17 protein-coding genes and 1 riboswitch are annotated in these 15,559 nt (G+C 68.5%); of the genes, 6 read left to right on the forward strand and 11 right to left on the reverse strand.

All coding sequences use genetic code 11. From position 1 onward, the window contains the following. Positions 1-20 precede the first annotated feature (20 nt). Positions 21-779 (forward strand): NUDIX hydrolase, encoded by a 759-nt coding sequence (locus OG326_RS32195; protein WP_327140888.1) that lies wholly within the window; start codon positions 21-23, stop codon positions 777-779. 76 nt (positions 780-855) lie between these two features. On the opposite strand, the gene OG326_RS32200 is transcribed toward OG326_RS32195, so the two are convergent. The 4 genes from OG326_RS32200 to bioB form a co-directional block, all read right to left on the reverse strand. Then, complete coding sequence (locus OG326_RS32200; RefSeq protein WP_327140889.1) at positions 856-1,032, reverse strand: hypothetical protein; 177 nt, start codon at positions 1,030-1,032, stop codon at positions 856-858. 73 nt (positions 1,033-1,105) lie between these two features. Beyond that, entirely contained in the window at positions 1,106-1,819 is a 714-nt protein-coding gene (locus tag OG326_RS32205) for a DUF2567 domain-containing protein (protein WP_327140890.1), read from the reverse strand. Next, the gene (gene bsaP, locus OG326_RS32210; protein ID WP_327140891.1) at positions 1,819-2,034 is read right to left on the reverse strand and encodes a biotin synthase auxiliary protein BsaP; all 216 of its coding nucleotides are present in this window, start codon (positions 2,032-2,034) and stop codon (positions 1,819-1,821) included. The genes OG326_RS32205 and bsaP overlap by 1 nt, the downstream gene beginning before the upstream one ends. A 94-nt stretch (positions 2,035-2,128) precedes the next feature. Then, on the reverse strand, positions 2,129-3,166 hold the full coding sequence (gene bioB / locus OG326_RS32215) for a biotin synthase BioB (RefSeq protein WP_327140892.1): 1,038 nt from the start codon (positions 3,164-3,166) through the stop codon (positions 2,129-2,131). Between the two features lie 108 nt (positions 3,167-3,274). On the opposite strand from bioB, the gene OG326_RS32220 reads away from it, so the two are divergent. From OG326_RS32220 to OG326_RS32235, 4 genes are all read left to right on the forward strand, one after another. After that, positions 3,275-3,859 carry a TetR/AcrR family transcriptional regulator C-terminal domain-containing protein gene (locus OG326_RS32220; protein WP_327140893.1) on the forward strand — a complete coding sequence of 195 codons (585 nt, stop codon included), beginning with the start codon at positions 3,275-3,277 and terminating at the stop codon, positions 3,857-3,859. 475 nt (positions 3,860-4,334) lie between these two features. Further along, positions 4,335-4,474, forward strand: a riboswitch (cobalamin riboswitch). Between the two features lie 34 nt (positions 4,475-4,508). Further along, on the forward strand, positions 4,509-5,540 hold the full coding sequence (locus OG326_RS32225; RefSeq protein ID WP_327140894.1) for a FecCD family ABC transporter permease: 1,032 nt from the start codon (positions 4,509-4,511) through the stop codon (positions 5,538-5,540). 410 nt (positions 5,541-5,950) lie between these two features. After that, on the forward strand, positions 5,951-6,667 hold the full coding sequence (locus OG326_RS32230; protein WP_327140895.1) for an ABC transporter ATP-binding protein: 717 nt from the start codon (positions 5,951-5,953) through the stop codon (positions 6,665-6,667). Next, positions 6,664-7,683 carry an ABC transporter substrate-binding protein gene (locus tag OG326_RS32235; RefSeq protein ID WP_327140896.1) on the forward strand — a complete coding sequence of 340 codons (1,020 nt, stop codon included), beginning with the start codon at positions 6,664-6,666 and terminating at the stop codon, positions 7,681-7,683. Before OG326_RS32230 ends, OG326_RS32235 begins: the two co-directional genes overlap by 4 nt. A 26-nt stretch (positions 7,684-7,709) precedes the next feature. On the opposite strand, the gene OG326_RS32240 is transcribed toward OG326_RS32235, so the two are convergent. The 6 genes from OG326_RS32240 to OG326_RS32265 all read right to left on the reverse strand — a co-directional run bounded on the left by OG326_RS32240 (position 7,710) and on the right by OG326_RS32265 (position 13,549). After that, complete coding sequence (locus tag OG326_RS32240) at positions 7,710-8,864, reverse strand: alpha/beta hydrolase (protein ID WP_327140897.1); 1,155 nt, start codon at positions 8,862-8,864, stop codon at positions 7,710-7,712. A 56-nt stretch (positions 8,865-8,920) separates the two neighbouring features. After that, positions 8,921-9,394: an SRPBCC family protein gene (locus tag OG326_RS32245; protein WP_327140898.1), complete on the reverse strand. Its 474-nt coding sequence runs from the start codon at positions 9,392-9,394 to the stop codon at positions 8,921-8,923. A gap of 61 nt (positions 9,395-9,455) precedes the next feature. Beyond that, complete coding sequence (locus tag OG326_RS32250) at positions 9,456-10,733, reverse strand: sensor histidine kinase (protein WP_327140899.1); 1,278 nt, start codon at positions 10,731-10,733, stop codon at positions 9,456-9,458. Further along, entirely contained in the window at positions 10,730-11,404 is a 675-nt protein-coding gene (locus OG326_RS32255; RefSeq protein WP_327140900.1) for a response regulator transcription factor, read from the reverse strand. Before OG326_RS32255 ends, OG326_RS32250 begins: the two co-directional genes overlap by 4 nt. A gap of 304 nt (positions 11,405-11,708) precedes the next feature. Further along, positions 11,709-12,398: a dethiobiotin synthase gene (gene bioD, locus OG326_RS32260; RefSeq protein ID WP_327140901.1), complete on the reverse strand. Its 690-nt coding sequence runs from the start codon at positions 12,396-12,398 to the stop codon at positions 11,709-11,711. Further along, positions 12,395-13,549, reverse strand: a complete 1,155-nt coding sequence (locus OG326_RS32265) for an 8-amino-7-oxononanoate synthase (RefSeq protein WP_327140902.1) — start codon at positions 13,547-13,549, stop codon at positions 12,395-12,397. The genes bioD and OG326_RS32265 overlap by 4 nt, the downstream gene beginning before the upstream one ends. Positions 13,550-13,624: 75 nt before the next feature. On the opposite strand from OG326_RS32265, the gene OG326_RS32270 reads away from it, so the two are divergent. Next, positions 13,625-13,936, forward strand: a complete 312-nt coding sequence (locus OG326_RS32270) for a hypothetical protein (RefSeq protein ID WP_297613850.1) — start codon at positions 13,625-13,627, stop codon at positions 13,934-13,936. A gap of 339 nt (positions 13,937-14,275) precedes the next feature. Here OG326_RS32270 and OG326_RS32275 read toward each other — a convergent pair whose 3' ends face one another. After that, positions 14,276-15,538, reverse strand: coding sequence for an adenosylmethionine--8-amino-7-oxononanoate transaminase (locus OG326_RS32275; protein ID WP_327140903.1), 1,263 nt, complete (start codon positions 15,536-15,538; stop codon positions 14,276-14,278). Between the last annotated feature and the right edge of the window lie 21 nt (positions 15,539-15,559).

Consider the following 15,559-nt stretch of genomic DNA (forward strand, 5'->3'; position numbering starts at 1 on the left):
TTCGACTTAGAATCGAAAACGTGGCCCATCGTAGCACTATCCACGAAACGCTCACCGCCGTGTTCCAGGTTCGTCGCTTTCCGGACACCATCAGTGCAGGTGAGCGTGTTTCGACTGCCGCAGGAGTCGATGCGGGGCGCTGTCCGCCCGGCCAGCGCACGGAATTGGCGGTACTGCTCTGGGAACGCGCCCTCGACCCCGCCAAGGGCACCTGGTCACTACCGGGCGGCAAGCTGCGCGACGGGGAGGATCTCGACGCCTCGGCCGCACGGCAATTGGCGGAGAAGGTCGATGTGCGGGAACTGACCCATCTGGAACAGGTCTGGGTCTTCAGCGATCCGAATCGGGTCCCCGGCGACCGGCGCATCGCCTCGGCGTATCTGGGGCTGGTGCCGCTCACCGCCGAACCGGTACTGCCGCCGGACACCCGGTGGCATCCGGTGTCGGCACTGCCGGACATGTCCTTCGACCACGGCGGCATTGTCGAACACGCGCGAAATCGACTGGCGGCGAAGATGTCCTATACGAATATCGCGTTCGCCCTGGCGCCGGAGCGGTTCACCATGTCGACACTGCGGGAAACCTATTGCGCGGCACTGGGATACGAGGTGGACACCACGAATCTGCAACGGGTGCTTACCCGCCGGGGTGTGATCACGCCGACGGGCGCGACAACCTCTCCCGGTCGCGCGGGCGGTCGACCGGCGGCGGTCTACCGTTTCGCCGAGTCCGAGATCCGGGTCACCGATGAATTCGCGGCACTGCGGCCGCCGAGCTGACCTGTCGCACCGCGTGCGGGCGCTGCCACTCCCCCAGCACTACGGCCGAGCCGAGAGGTCGCACAGATGCGTGGAGCTACCACTCCCGCTTGCGATGCTTGGCGGTGCGACGGTAGGTGCGCGCACTCGGAATCGGTTGTGCGGCATTGGATTGCCGTAGTGCGTGGCGCTGGCGCCAGGCGCTGAGATCCGGTCGTTCCGCCGGCGCTTCGGGAGCCTGCGGGGCACGATCGGCGTGCGAAGCGGCTTTCATGGCCGATCCCCCTGCGGTGTCGTGAACTCGATGCCTCAGGGTAGGGAGAATCGCGGGGAAGCTCCAGCGATTTTCACTGCGTGCGATCGGTCTCCGGGACGGAGTCGGAGGATTCGAACGGCACCACCGGATCACGCGGGCCGTAGGGCTGGGTGCCGCCGTAGGGCCCGTAGGTGATGTCGGAGCCGAACTGGCCGGGCGCGAAGGCGGGCGGCTGCGGCGGGTTCCCGCGGAACGGCAGATAGTGTCCGGTGCCCAGATCGTCGGTGGTGCTCAGCGCGGCCAGAATCAGCACGACCAGCCCTGCGACCAGGGGTTGGACCAGCAGGGCGGACCAGCCCTCGACCGTGGGCGCGAACTCCACGATGGTGTGCACGGCGGGATGCGGCGGCCGGGTATGCCGCTGCTGCGCCACGGCCTCGCCGACCCAGCGCATGACCGAGGACCCCAGCGCCGAACCGGCAAGCAGTCCGAGCAGCAGCACCGGTCCGCGGGCCCGGCGCCAGCGCCAGGCGGCGGCCGCGGTGAGCACCCCCGTCACCACTCCGATGAGCACGAAGACGGCGACCGCGTCGAAACGGTGGGTGCTCTCCCCCGTCAGCGCGGCGCCGCGGTCGGGATCGATCACCAGCAATTGTTCGGCGGGCGCCAGAAAACCCCAGATCACGCCCGCGAGCGCGCTCGCCGCCGCGATGGCGGCGAAGACCACCGCTGCCGCGCGGGCCTCGCGCATCAGAAATCCGACGCGCACTCCGGGCTGCTCGGCAGCGGTGAATGTGGTTGCCACTAGCGGTGTTCCAGGCTGCTGGAGTCGAGCACGCCGTGGCGCGAGCACTTGGCCCACCACCCGTCCGGGCTCACCTGCACGACCATGCGGCGGCCGCAGTTCTCACAGAACCGCGGCGGCTCCAAACCCAGGGCGGCAGCGGCGGGGACGGCGTCTTCCAGACCCGGCACCACCCGCTTGCCCGTGAAGGGGTTGTAGCGCTCCTCTATATCCACGACCACCTCAGTGCTCAGCTTCTGTGAAGTGCAGCCTCGACGAGCTGCGCCGGTACCTGTATGTACGGTACCGGCTTCCGATGGCCCGCTGCGCTCAGAAGGATTCGTTGAGCGCCTTGATCGGCATCTTGAGCTCGCCGAGCAGATCGATATCGGCCTCGGCGGGTCGGCCCAGGGTGGTCAGGTAATTGCCGACGATGACGGCATTGATGCCGCCGAGGATGCCCTGCTTGGCGCCGAGATCGCCGAGGGTGATCTCACGACCGCCCGCGAAGCGCAGGATGGTGCGCGGCAGGGCGAGGCGGAAGGCCGCGACGGCGCGCAGCGCGTCGGAGGCGGGCAGCACCTCGAGGTCGCCGAAGGGGGTGCCGGGGCGCGGGTTGAGGAAGTTCAGCGGGACCTCGTCCGGCTCCAATTCGGCGAGCTGGACGGCGAATTCGGCACGCTGCTCCAGGGATTCGCCCATGCCGAGGATGCCGCCGGAGCAGACCTCCATACCGGCCTCACGCACCATGCGCAGGGTGTCCCAGCGCTCCTCGTAGGAGTGCGTGGTGACCACGTTCGGGAAGTGCGACTTGGCGGTCTCGAGGTTGTGGTTGTAGCGGTGCACGCCCATGGCGGCGAGCTGATCGACCTGCTCCTGGTTGAGCATGCCGAGCGAGCAGGCGACCTGGATGTCGACTTCGTTGCGAATGGCCTCGACGCCCGCGGCGACCTGCGCCATGAGCCGGGCATCCGGGCCGCGCACGGCGGCGACGATGCAGAATTCGGTGGCGCCGGATTTGGCGGTCTGCTTGGCGGCCTCGACCAGGCTCGGGATATCGAGCCAGGCGGCGCGCACCGGCGACTGGAAAAGGCCGGACTGCGAACAGAAGTGGCAGTCCTCGGGGCAGCCGCCGGTCTTGAGGGAGATGATGCCCTCGACCTCGACCTCGGGGCCGCACCACTTCATGCGCACGTCGTGGGCGAGAGCGAGCAGCTCCTCGAGCCGATCGTCGCCGAGGCGCAATACCTCGAGGGTCTGCTCCTGATTGAGTGCGACGCCGCGCTCGAGCACCTGCTCGCGCGCGATCGTCAGAATGTCTTCCCCTGCCGCGCTTGCGGCTTCGGTCCTGACGGCTGCCTGGGTCATGCGCGCGAATCCCTTCATCCGGCCGGTGTGGCCGAGCAACTTGAACGGTGTTCAGGGTAGGCTAGCAGTCCGGAACGTGAGCCGGAACACGAAGGGGTCGGAATCTCAGTGCAACTGCACCGCACGGACGTGGTCGACGGGGCCATCGCCATCCTCGATCAGTACGGACTCGCCGATCTGACCATGCGGCGGCTCGCGAGTTCCCTGCATGTGCAGCCCGGCGCGCTGTACTGGCACTTCCCGAACAAGCAGGCGCTGCTCGGCGCCGTCGCCGACCGCGTGCTGGCGCCCATGGACGAACCTGTCGAATCCGGCGAATGGTCCGGCCAGATCACCGAATTGGCGCACCGCCTCCGCTCCTGCCTGCTCGCCTACCGCGACGGCGCCGAATTGGTCTCGGCCACATACGCTTCCAGGCTCACCACCAGCAAGGGCCGGGAACGCCTGGCAGGGGCGGCGATTCGCGCCGGCATGACCCGCGAGGAAGCCGACCTCGCCGCCTACACCCTGCTCTACTACGTCCTCGGCCAGACGGTTGACGAGCAATCCCGCATGCAAATGGACTCCGTAGGCGCCCTCGCCGAAGAATCCTCCCCCCTCTACGACAGCCCCGACGCCACCGCCCGCTTCGACTTCGGCCTGCAACTCTTCATCAGCGGCGTCCGCCACCTCCTCGGCACCCGAGTCCGCTGACCGGCTCCATCACCGCCCTCATACAGAACAGCTCTCACCAGAGCTGTTCGGCTGCGACAAATCCGGTGCTGTCGGTACATCCACGGACTGATCCGAATGGGCGCCAAACCAGCCCACCCAGAGCCAACCGCCTCACGGCGCATCGGAAAACACGTCTTCGGATCGAACAGCACGCGGCCGCACCGAACAACGCCAGCACTATCTGTTTGCCTCCGACATAGGCTGCGCCGCCGAAGAGAGCACCGCGGGGCAGCGCTGCTTCGTACCGAACAGCGCGCCTCTGGCCGAACAGCGCGCCTCTGGCCGAACAGCGCGCCTCTGGCCGAACAGCACGTCTCTGGCCGAACAGCACGTCTTTGGATCTCACAGCGCGTCTCTGGATCTCACAGCGTGTGCAAGCGTTGTGCGGCCAGAGATGTGTTGTCGACGGGGGCGCTCGTGGTTCGGGGGTGGCGATTGGGTAGCAAATCGGACTTATCGGGCGGCGGGGTAGGGTTCGGGGCTGTTGTTGTCGGCAGGTGTGGGAATCCGGTGTGAGTCCGGAGCGGTCGCGCCACTGTGAGTGTCCGGACCTGTTCGGATGCGAGTCAGACCTCCCCTGCCACGGAGTTCTCTGGAGAGGCCGCGGGTTGCCGATGGAGTTTCAGCGATGAGTCGTGCGCGGCTTTCGATCGCTCTGCCCCTGCTGGGGGTGCTGCTGGTGGTCGCCATGGTGATCGCGACCGGGTTCGGGGCCGAGAACATTCCGGTGTCTTCGGTCGTCGAGGTAGTGCGGCGGCGGATCGGTGGGCTCGCGCCCGAGGATCTGGGGCTGGACACGATTGTGTGGCAGTTGCGGGTGCCGCGGACGGTGCTCGCGGCCATTGTCGGTGCGGGGCTCGCGGTGGCGGGGGCGGCTATGCAGACACTTGTGCGCAACCCGCTGGCCGATCCGTATCTGCTGGGCGTCTCCTCCGGGGCCGGGGTCGGTGCGGCGGCGGTCATCACCTCGGGGATGTTCGCGGGAGCGGGGATGTGGGCGCTGTCGACCGGGGCGCTGGCGGGGGCGCTGGTCGCCGCCGCAGCGGTATTCCTGATCGCCATGGCGCAGGGCGGGCTAACTCCACTGCGATTGGTGCTCACCGGGACTGTGCTGGGCTCCGCCTTCGCGGCGCTCAGCAGTTATCTCATCTTCCGCAGCAGTGAGCCGGCCGCCGCACAATCGGTGCTGTTCTGGCTGCTGGGCAGTCTCTCAGGGGCGGATTGGACGCGAATCCTGTTGCCCGCCTGCGTGGTCGGAGCGAGCCTGCTGGCGCTGCTGATCGCCGCCAATTGGCTGGACGCGCTCAATCTGGGCGCGGATGCCGCCGCCTCGGTGGGAGTTCCCGTGCGCGAGCTGCGAATCGCGCTCTTCGTCCTGCTGGCGGTGCTCGTCGGCGTGCTGGTGGCCGTCTCCGGCGGCATCGGCTTCGTCGGCCTGGTGGTCCCCCACGCCGCGCGCCTGCTGGTCGGCCCCCGCCACCGCGCACTCCTCCCCGCCGCCGCCCTCTGCGGTGCGTTCTTCCTGGTGGTCGCGGACGCCGCCACCCGGGTCCTGGTGCGCCCCACCGAAATCCCGGTCGGCGTCCTCACGGGCCTGATCGGCGCACCGGCCTTCCTCATCCTCATGGGCCGTCGCCGTTACCGATTCGGTGCGGCATGACCGACAACGGCACTGGGTCGGAGCCGGTTTCGGAGGACATCACCGCGGCGGCGGGAGTCGACGACGCTGCCGCCACGAAAGGCCACGACGCCGCGGTAAAGGACGCTGCGGTAAAGGACGCCGCGGTAAAGGCAGGGGCGACAACTGGATCCCTGGCAGACAACGGCGATGCGGGAGCCGCACCCCGACATCCCGGCATGCCTGTGGCCGGGATCCACCGGGATCGGCTGAGCGGCAGCAGGTTTGGATCCCGGCCACAAGCGCGCCGGGATAACGGGGGGATGCTCGCAGGCAGGAGCACGCCAGCCGACGAAGGCACGCCAGCCGACGGAAGCACGCCAGCCGATGAGTATGCGTTGGTGGTGCGGGAGTTGGGGTGTGCGGCTGGGCGGCGGAATGTGTTGGAGGGGGTGGGGTTTGCGGTTCGAGCCGGGGAGACGGTGGGGATTGTCGGGCCCAATGGGAGTGGGAAGACGACGCTGTTGCGGACGCTTGCCGGGCTGGTGAAGCCGGTGCGGGGGCAGGTTGTGGTGGAGGGGCGGGAGCTGCACCGGCTTTCGGCCCGGGAGCGGGCTCGGCGGGTGGGGTTCGTGGCGCAGGATCAGTCGGCGTCGGAGGATTTGCTGGTCGGGGAATTGGTGGCGCTCGGGCGGACGCCGTATCTGCCGCCGTGGGGTGGGGGCGGTCCCGAGGAGCGGCAGACCATCGAAGATGCCTTGCGGAGTGTGGATTTGGCGGGGTTCGCGGGGCGGGCGGTGAGCAGGCTGTCCGGGGGTGAGCGGCAGCGGGTGCTGCTGGCGCGGGCGCTGGCGCAGGAGACGCCGCTGCTGCTGCTCGATGAGCCGACCAATCATCTCGACGTCACCCATCAGCTGCAATTGCTGGAATTGGCACGGGGATTGGATCGCACGGTGGTCACCAGCCTGCATGATCTGGCGCTGGCCGATCAGCACTGCGATCGGGTGCTGGTGCTGCACGAGGGCCGGGCGCATCCGCTCGAACCGCCCGATATCGCTTTGCGGACCGAGGTTCTCGACACCGTGTTCGGTGTGCATGCCATTCGGGTTCCGCATCCGGATACCGGTCGACCACATCTGCTGATCAGCGCGCGAAAGGCACAGTCGTGAAACAACTCTCCCGGATCGTCGCGGCCACGGCACTGGCGGGCGCGCTGGCGGCCTGCAGCACTCCGCACACCGCGACCGGCAATCTGACCGTCCGCAATTGCGGTGTGGACGCGGCATTCCCGTCGCCCGCGCAGCGCATGTTCGTCAATGACGGCAATCTGATCTCCACGGTGCTGGCACTGGGCGCACAGGATCAGGTGGTCGCGGTATCGAGTCTGAAGCGTGATGCCGATACGCTGCGCCGCCACTACGGCGATGCCGTGGACACGCTCAATTCCGTTGCGCCCGACTATCCGTCGCGCGAGACGGTGCTCGCGCAGCGGCCCGATGTCATGGTCGCCGGGTGGAACTACGGCTACTCCGAGGCCGCCAATCTCACCCCTGATTCCCTGCGCGCCGCCGGTGTCGCCCCCTATGTGCTCACCGAGAGCTGCCGCCGTCCCGACGGCGAACGCGGCATCACCGATGCCTGGACCGCCCTGCACACCGACCTCACCGATCTCGGCGCGATCACCGGCCGCACCGATCGCGCCACCGAACTCACCGCAGATCTCGATCGGCGCCTCACCGCCCTGCGCGCGGCGCCGCAACCGGAACACCGTCCCACCGTCTTCCTCTTCGACAGCGCCTCCGACACCGTCTTCTCCAGTGGCAAATACGGTGCGCCCCAGGCGATTCTGGATTCGGCCGGCGCTCGCAATGCCCTCGACGATGTTGCCGACACCTGGACCGCCGTCTCCTGGGAGCGTCTTGTCGCGGCCGATCCGGACGCCATCGTCTTCGTCGACTATCCCCCGCAGTCCTTCCAGCAGAAGGTGGATCTGCTGCGGTCCAAGCCCGGTATCCAAAATCTGCGGGCGGTCACGCAAGCCCGCTTCCTGAATCTGCCCTACGCCCTGTGGACCAGCGGACCGTTGAATATCGATGCCGCAGAACAGGTCCGGGCGCAGCTGGAACGCTGGAATCTCGTACCAGCCTCGGCCATCCGCCCGGCATCCGACGATACGGTGCGCTGAGATCGACCCGATCACTCAATGCCCGCTCAATGCCCGCTCAATGCCGCGGCAGTGAGCGATTCCCGCTGCACCAGCCGGATGAACGGCACCACCTGCTGCTCGATCAGCGCGTTGTACTCCTGCGGCCGCTGAATCGGATTGGCATGCTCGGTATTTCGGGTGAACGCCACCATCAGCGTGCCGTCCACCCCGCCGACCTGGTCGACGAGCACCCGATGGGAGTACTCCACATCCACGATCGGATCGCGCCAGCCCTCGTGCGGGCGAATATAGACAATGGCCGGGCGCGGTTTGCTCCCCGCGGGTTTCGCCAGCGCCCGCAGATCATCGATGGCGCCGCCCGCGACAATGGCCTTGAACTGCGCTTCGATCAGACCGTTGCTGGCGGCGTCGGTATTGAAGATCTTGTCGCGCAGCACCTGCGCCACCGCCGACCGGAACCGGTCCCAGCGAATGCCGTACTGCCCGCCCCCGGTGTAACTCTCGTGGCGCGCATAGGTTTCGACGATCAGGCGCAGTAGGCGGCTCTCGCGGGCGCCCGGAATCCAGCCCATCCAGCGTTCCATTTCTTCGCCCTGGTCACGGCTTTCCGGCCGCACGGCGTGCAGATCGACCGGCGTGCAATCGAGAATCACGCCGAGCACTCGCCGTGAGCTCCCGGTGTGCAGATGTTTGGCGACCTCGAGCGCGATCACTCCGCCCATGCTGTGCCCGACCAGCACCACATTGCGCATCCTGCCCGCCTCGGTGACCTTCACGATGAGGTCGGCGATGACCTTGGTATCGATACCGGCATTGTCGTAGCGCACCGCCCACACCGATCCGAGCGCGGTCAGCGAGGGCAGCGCTCGCGCGGTATCGGTGGCATCGAGCACGCCCAGCCCGACCAGATCGAAGACGGCGGTATCGGCGGACTGCGGGTTGGAAGGCCCGGCAATCGGCATGACGGCCGGTTCGGTGCGCGCCAGCCGGGCCCGCTCCGGAGCGACGTCGAGCATCATGTACTGGCCGAAGATTCCCAGCAGGAGCAGCGGAATCAAGCTCAGGCGAAGCAGTACCAAACGGCTGCGCCGCCGGTAGGTCCAGTCCTGCCCCAGTCTGGTTTCGTGCAGGCGGGCACGCCGCCGCCGATCGTCGTACTCGGCGGCCGTGGACGGGTAGGGATAGCCCGGCAACGCCATACCAATCCACCATAGGCACCCGAGGGCCGATCGCGCCGCCGGGCCGGGCAGCCGGTTCAGGCTTTCGGCGATCCCGCCTGTTCGGCGAGGGTGGCGAGCTTGGCGAGGGACATGCGGAAACCGAGCTCATTGTCCTGCGGGGACAGCCCGGGCGGCAGATTGTCGTGCCGGGCGATCACCCGGGTGCCGCCGGGCTCGGCGATGAGCGAGTAGGTGATGGTCATTTCGCCGCTCAGGCTCGGATTATCGGTCTCGAACTCGACGTTCTGCACGACCTCGGCATCGGATACCAGGCGCACGAAGGTGCCGTGGAAGGTATCGGTGTGCGCGGAGGTCTTACCGGCGGCGGTCGGCACGTCATAGGTGAGGGAGATGCGGAAGCGGCCGCCGACGCGCGGATCGAATTCGTGGATGCGGCTGGTCATTCCGTCGGGGACCATCCAGGTTCGTACCGAACGCGCATCCAGGAGCGCCCGGAAGACATTCGGGCGAGGCGCACTCACGAACCACTCGACGCGGGTGGAGTTCACGCGCGCCACCATACGCCGCAGGGGTGGCTTTCGAAGCGGGTTGAAAAGGAACACCGGCAGGTCAGAGCGGCGGTGGCGCGGGCAGTACAAGGGTCGCGAGAGTGCCGCCGTCCGGTGCGGATCCGATGGCCACCGAACCCGAATGCGCGCGAGCCACCCACTGCACGAGCGACAGTCCGATGCCGTGCCGCCCGCCCTCGCCGGTGGCGCCGCGCTCGAACGGATCGGCCAGCGCCGGATCCAATCCCGGACCGTGATCGCGCACGGTGACCGCGTGATCCTCCACGGTGATCTCCACCGGAGTTCCGCCGTGCACCAGCGCGTTGTCGATGAGATTGCGCACCGCCAGCGCCAGCAGATCCGGATCCGCCTGCACCACAGTCGGTTCGGTGCGCAGCTCGATACCGGGCACACCGATTTCGGCGACCACGCCCTCGACGAGTTGATCGAGCCGCAGCCGCTCCGCATCGAGCTCACTGAGCCCGGTTTCGGTGCGGGTGCGCGCCAGCAGCCCCGCGACCAGGCGGCCCATCCGATCGGTGAGGTCGCGAGCATCCGTCACCGCACGCCGGGTGTCGTCCGGATCACGCAGGGCCGCATCGAGATACAGCCGCAGGGTCGCCAGCGGCGTCCGCAATTCGTGCGAGGCGTCGGACAGGAACCGCTCCTGCTCATCGAGCATGCGCACCGCCGGGCGGGTGCTCACCGCGGACAGCAGATGCCCGGCCAGCGCCGCCAGCGCAATGAGCGCCAGCCCCCCGAGTTCGAGCGCCAGCACCAGGCGGCGATGATCGGCCAGGGATACGGACGGGTCGGCGCCCGCGAAAACGACTGCGCTGATGACGGATTCGTTATCCCACACCGGCGCCCCCGCCACCCGGGTGCGCTGCCCGGTGCTATCGGTCAGCGTGCTCAGCACGGTGTCCTCCGCCGCGGCCGCCACCGTCGCGGCTGCGGTCAGATCCTGCGGCAGCCCCGCACGCCGATGCCCGAACCGCTCGCGCCAGTGCCCGTCCGCATCCCGCACCAAGACCACGACGCTGTAGGTGCCCTGCGCGAGATCGTCCTGCTGCAGGGTTTCCAGATCGACGGAGCCGTCATCGTTCCACGCCACCACGCGCGCCAGTCCGGTGACTACCCGATCGACCCGGTCGTCCAGTGACCTGTCGCGCGAATGGGAATCGATGGAGGCCGCGACCGTGCCGAGCACCAGCAGACTGACCGCGGTGAGCGCCGTGAACAGCCCGGTCAACAGCCAGCGCATGCGGCGCAGCCGCGCGAGCGTGGTCGGACTCGTACTGCGGGTCCGGCGACGGGTGCGCGGGCGCGGAAGCTTCACGGGGGCGAGGCGATCGTGAAACCGACACCCCGGACCGTGTCGATGATCGGCGGATCGCCGAGCTTGCGGCGCAGCTGGGTCATCACCACATCGACCACATTGGACGCCGGTTCGGCCATTTCGTCCCAGCAGCATTCGATGAGTTCGGTGCGGGTGACCACCGATCCGGCGCGCGCCGCGAGCATTTCCAGGACGCCGAACTCCTTGGGCGTCAAGGTGAGCAGCACCCCGGCGCGATGCACGCGCCGGCGCGGCCGGTCCACCACCAGATCGCCGATCTCGGTGCGCGTGGACGCGGGCAATTCCTGGCGGCGGCACAGCGCCCGCACCCGCGCGGTGAGCTCATCCATGGCGAAGGGCTTGACCACATAGTCGTCGGCCCCGTTCGCGAACCCGTCGAGCCGATCGGCCAGCGCATCACGGGCGGTGAGCATGAGCACCGGCGTGCGGCGGCCCGACTCCCGCTGCGCGCGCACCAGATCCAGCCCGTCCCCGTCGGGCAGGCCCCGATCGACGACCAGGCAGTCGTAGCGATTCACCGCGATCTTGAGATCGGCCTCGGCGTAGTCCCGGGCCAGATCGACCGCGAACCCGGCGGCCCGCAGCCCGGCGGCGACCTCGTCGCCCAGGGGGAGATCGTCCTCGCACACCAGTACTCGCACTTGTCCCATTACATCACCGAACCGATCCAGGGCGGCTCAGGTGGCCACGATCTCCGGCAGCGGGCGCAGGGCGGCATCCCCGGAACCAAGGGTGGCAGCGGTGCGGCAACGATGAACCCGTGCGCTCCGAATCCCGCTCCGATACCTGCGGGAACGGCCCGAAGGTGGTGCGCCTCAGCACATGCCCCCGGCTCGCCCGTTCATCCATACCCGCACCATGTCAGCCGGTGCGTGAGGAAATCGTGAGCGTGCGGTGCCGGGCTATTCACGTGAGCGTGCAGTGCGGGCTATCCACATGAGCGTGCGGTGCGGGCTATTCGGCGGGGTGCAGGTGGCGCGCGATCCAAGCGGGGTCGAACCAGGTGGGGGCGGCTGCGGTGAAACGGGGGGCGGGCCAGGAACCGGTTCCGGCGGGAACACTGCCGACCAGGTCCATGCCGGTGACGGCAGGCAGATCGGTGCGGTTGCATTCGGCGGCCAGGTCCGGGGAGCCGGGCCAGGAGCCGATGACGATGCCCGCGCAGCGCACGCCCGCGGATTGCAGGGTGCGGGTGGTCAATTCGGTGTGGTTGAGGGTGCCGAGGCCCGCGGCGGCCACCACCAGGACGGGGGCGTCGAGCTTCTGGGCCAGGTCGAGCAGGGTGAATTCGCCGATGCGGACCAGGAGGCCGCCCGCGCCCTCGACCAGGGTGAGGTCGGCGTCGGCGCAGGATTCGATGGCCGCGGCGGTCTCGGCGAGCGAGAGCAGCGGGCGGCCGCAGCGGCGGGCGGCGGTATCCGGGGCCAGTGGATCCGGATAGCGGGCCAGTTCGACGGTGCGGGTGACGCCGCTGAGGCGGGTGATCTCGGCCAGGTCGCCGGGTTCGCCTGGCGCGACACCGGTTTGGGCGGGTTTCACCACGGCGACCTCGGCCCCGCCCGCACGAGCGGTGGCGGCCAGCGCGGCGGTGACAATGGTCTTGCCGACATCGGTGGAGGTGCCGGTGATGAAGAGCAGCGTCACTGCGAAACCGCCTCACGTGCACGCGCTTCGGCGAGCACCTCACTGAGAATCGTTGTGATGGTGGCAATCTCGGATTCGGTGAGATTGGCGCGCGCGGTCAGCCGCAGACGCGAGGTGCCCTCGGGGACCGACGGCGGGCGGAAGCAGCCGACCGTGAGACCGCGCGCCAGACATGCCTGCGAGGCGTCGTAGGCGATCTGCGCCTCGCCGAGCACCACCGAGACCACGGCCGAATCCGGTTCCGGCACACCGGCGATACGAGCCAGATCGGCGGCTCGGGCCAGTACGCGACCGGCCATTCCGGGATCACGGCGCAGCACGCGCAGCGCCGCGCGGGCCGCGCCGACCGCCGCCGGAGCCAGGCCGGTATCGAAGATGAAGGTCCGCGCCGAATCGATGAGGTGCGCCCGGACCCGGCCACTGGCCAGCACCGCACCGCCCTGGGCGGCAAGGGCTTTCGACAGGGTCGCGGTGATCACCAGATCGGGTTCACCGGCGAGGCCGACCTCGTGCACCAGCCCGCGGCCGCCGTCGCCGCGCACACCGATGCCGTGCGCCTCGTCCACGATCAGCACCGCACCATTGGCACGGGTCACCCGGTGCAATTCCGCGAGCGGCGCGAGATCGCCGTCGGCGCTGAAGACCGAATCGGTGAGCACCAGCGCGCGCTCCTCGGTGCGCTCGGCCAGCACCCGGTCCACGGCGGCGGGATCACGATGCGCCGCGATCTCCACCCGGGCCCGGGACAATCGGCAGGCATCGACCAGCGAGGCGTGGCTGCCCGCATCCGATACCACCAGCGTGCCCCGCCCGGCCAGTGCGGTGACCGCACCGAGATTGGCGGCGTATCCGGAGGCGAAGACCAAACCGGCTTCGGCGCCCACGAATTCGGCGAGTTCGGCCTCGAGCAGTTCGTGCTCGGCGGTGGTTCCGGTGACCAGGCGCGAACCGGTGGCCCCGGCGCCCCACTTGCAGACCGCGTCGATAGCCCCGTCGATGACCTCGGGATGGCGGACCAGCCCGAGATAGTCGTTGGAGGCCAGGTCGATGGTCCCGGTCTCCGGTGCACGCGGGCGTAGTTCCCGGCGCAGTCCGGCGTCGACGCGCTCGGCGGCCCGCTCGTCCAGCCAACTCAAAGGATCGGCACTCACAGCTCGGCAGCATACTTGAACACCGTTCAGGAGGCATAGCGCGGGCTATGCTGGGAGTCCTAAGGAGGCTGCGCGATGCCACGATGGGCAATAGTGGTCGAGCAGACGACCGGCTTCGGAGAGAGCAAGACCTGGTCCCCGAAGATCCTCACCGAGGTGGTGGGCACCCGCGAACAAGCCCTCGCGAAAGTTCCCGACCTCGTCTCGAAGTTCATCCCCGATCATCCGAAGTTGATCAGCCGCCGCACGATCCTGCGCGACGGCGACTCCTTCATGCTGATCGCCCGCGGCTGGTCCGACGACTGCCACTGCATTTTCCGCGTCTGGGAGGTCCTGTCGGACAGCGACAATCCCGATCGAGTCCGGGAGAAACGCGCCCGCAGCTGAGGCGCGCACCGAGTTACCGCCGGCTGGAGCACAAGGGCACAGCTCCGAAAACCGGCAACCTCATCCGGCGCTGAGTCATGCCTGTGCCGACCTGTGCAGGCACTGGACCAGGCCCGCGCTGAGCCATGCCGTTCAATTCGCGCGCTCGCACCCGTCTGCTCGTATCCGTCCGCTCGCATCCCTGGCTCGCACTGCGGCATCGGCCCGCGGCAGCGCACGACACCCGGCGAACAGCGAAACCCCGGCCGGGGCAGCGGCGTCCACCATCGGCTGCAACAGCTCGGCCAGGCGCACCCCCACACCGCGCGCCTCACACGCGGCGCTCAGACCGCCGCCTTCTCACACCGCAGCCGCCGCGACCATTGCCGCGGTGATGCGCTGTACGTCGTCGGTGGTGCTGATGAAGGGCGGCATGCAGTAGATGAGGTTGCGGAACGGGCGGAGCCAGACGCCGGATTCGACTGCCGCATGGGTGGCTTTACGCATATCTACGGGGTGGTCGAGTTCGATCACGCCGATGGCGCCGAAGATTCGGACATCTGCGACACCGGGCAGTGCGCGGGCCGGGGCCAGGCCGGTGCCGAGTTCGGATTCGATGCGGCGGACTTCCGAGTGCCAGTCGCGGGACAGGAGTAGCTCTACCGAGGCGACCGCGACCGCGCAGGCGAGCGGGTTGCCCATGAAGGTCGGCCCGTGCATGAGGCCGCCGTGCGAGCGGCTGATGGTCTCCGCGATCTCGGTGGTGCACAGTGCGGCGGCGAGGGTCATATAGCCGCCGGTGAGCGCCTTGCCGACACACATGACATCCGGCCGGACACCGGCGTGATCGGCGGCGAAAAGCGTTCCGGTGCGGCCGAATCCGGTGGCGATCTCATCGAAGACCAGCAGCACGCCATGCTCGTCGCAGAGGCGGCGCAGATCGGACAGATAGCGCGGATCGTGGAAGCGCATTCCGCCCGCGCCCTGCACCACGGGTTCGACGATGACGGCGGCCAATTCGCCCGCGTGCGTGGAGATCAACCGCTGCAGCTCCGAAACGTACTCGGGCTCATAGTCTCTGGGCGGTTCGGGCGCGAAGATCTGCTCGACCAGGACATCGGTCCAGAGGGCGTGCATGCCGCCCTCGGGATCGCAGACGCTCATGGGCGTGAAGGTGTCCCCGTGATACCCGCCGCGCCAGGTCAGCAGCCGGTGCTTCTCCGGGCGGCCCAGCGCGCGCTGGTACTGCAGGCACATCTTGATCGCGACCTCGACCGACACCGAGCCGGAGTCGCAGAGGAACACCTTCTCCAGTCCGGCCGGCGTGAGTTCGACCAGCAACTGCGTGAGCCGCGCCGCCGGTTCGTGGGTCAGCCCGCCGAACATGACATGACTCATGCGCCGCGACTGCGCGAGCAGTGCGGCATCGAGCACCGGGTGCTGATACCCGTGCACCGCGGCCCACCACGAACTCATCCCGTCGACGAGTTCGCGCCCGTCGGCCAGCGTGAGCCGGGTGCCCGCGGCGGAAGCGACCACCAGCGGCTCGGTGGTGGCCGGAAATCCGCCGTAGGGATGCCACACGTGGGCGGCGTCGATGGCGGTGATCTCTTCTGGCGTCACGGAATGTCCTTCATGAGCCGA

Source organism: Nocardia sp. NBC_01327 (assembly GCF_035958815.1).
In the GTDB taxonomy this organism is placed as follows: domain Bacteria; phylum Actinomycetota; class Actinomycetes; order Mycobacteriales; family Mycobacteriaceae; genus Nocardia.

Excerpts from the sequence above, each read along its gene's own strand:
- OG326_RS32200 (WP_327140889.1), bottom strand. The coding sequence starts at position 1,032 with ATGAAAGCCGCTTCGCACGCCGATCGTGCCCCGCAGGCTCCCGAAGCG.
- OG326_RS32255 (WP_327140900.1), bottom strand. The coding sequence starts at position 11,404 with ATGGGACAAGTGCGAGTACTGGTGTGCGAGGACGATCTCCCCCTGGGC.
- OG326_RS32270 (WP_297613850.1), top strand. The coding sequence starts at position 13,625 with ATGCCACGATGGGCAATAGTGGTCGAGCAGACGACCGGCTTCGGAGAG.
- OG326_RS32225 (WP_327140894.1), top strand. The coding sequence starts at position 4,509 with ATGAGTCGTGCGCGGCTTTCGATCGCTCTGCCCCTGCTGGGGGTGCTG.
- OG326_RS32240 (WP_327140897.1), bottom strand. The coding sequence starts at position 8,864 with ATGGCGTTGCCGGGCTATCCCTACCCGTCCACGGCCGCCGAGTACGAC.
- bioB (WP_327140892.1), bottom strand. The coding sequence starts at position 3,166 with ATGACCCAGGCAGCCGTCAGGACCGAAGCCGCAAGCGCGGCAGGGGAA.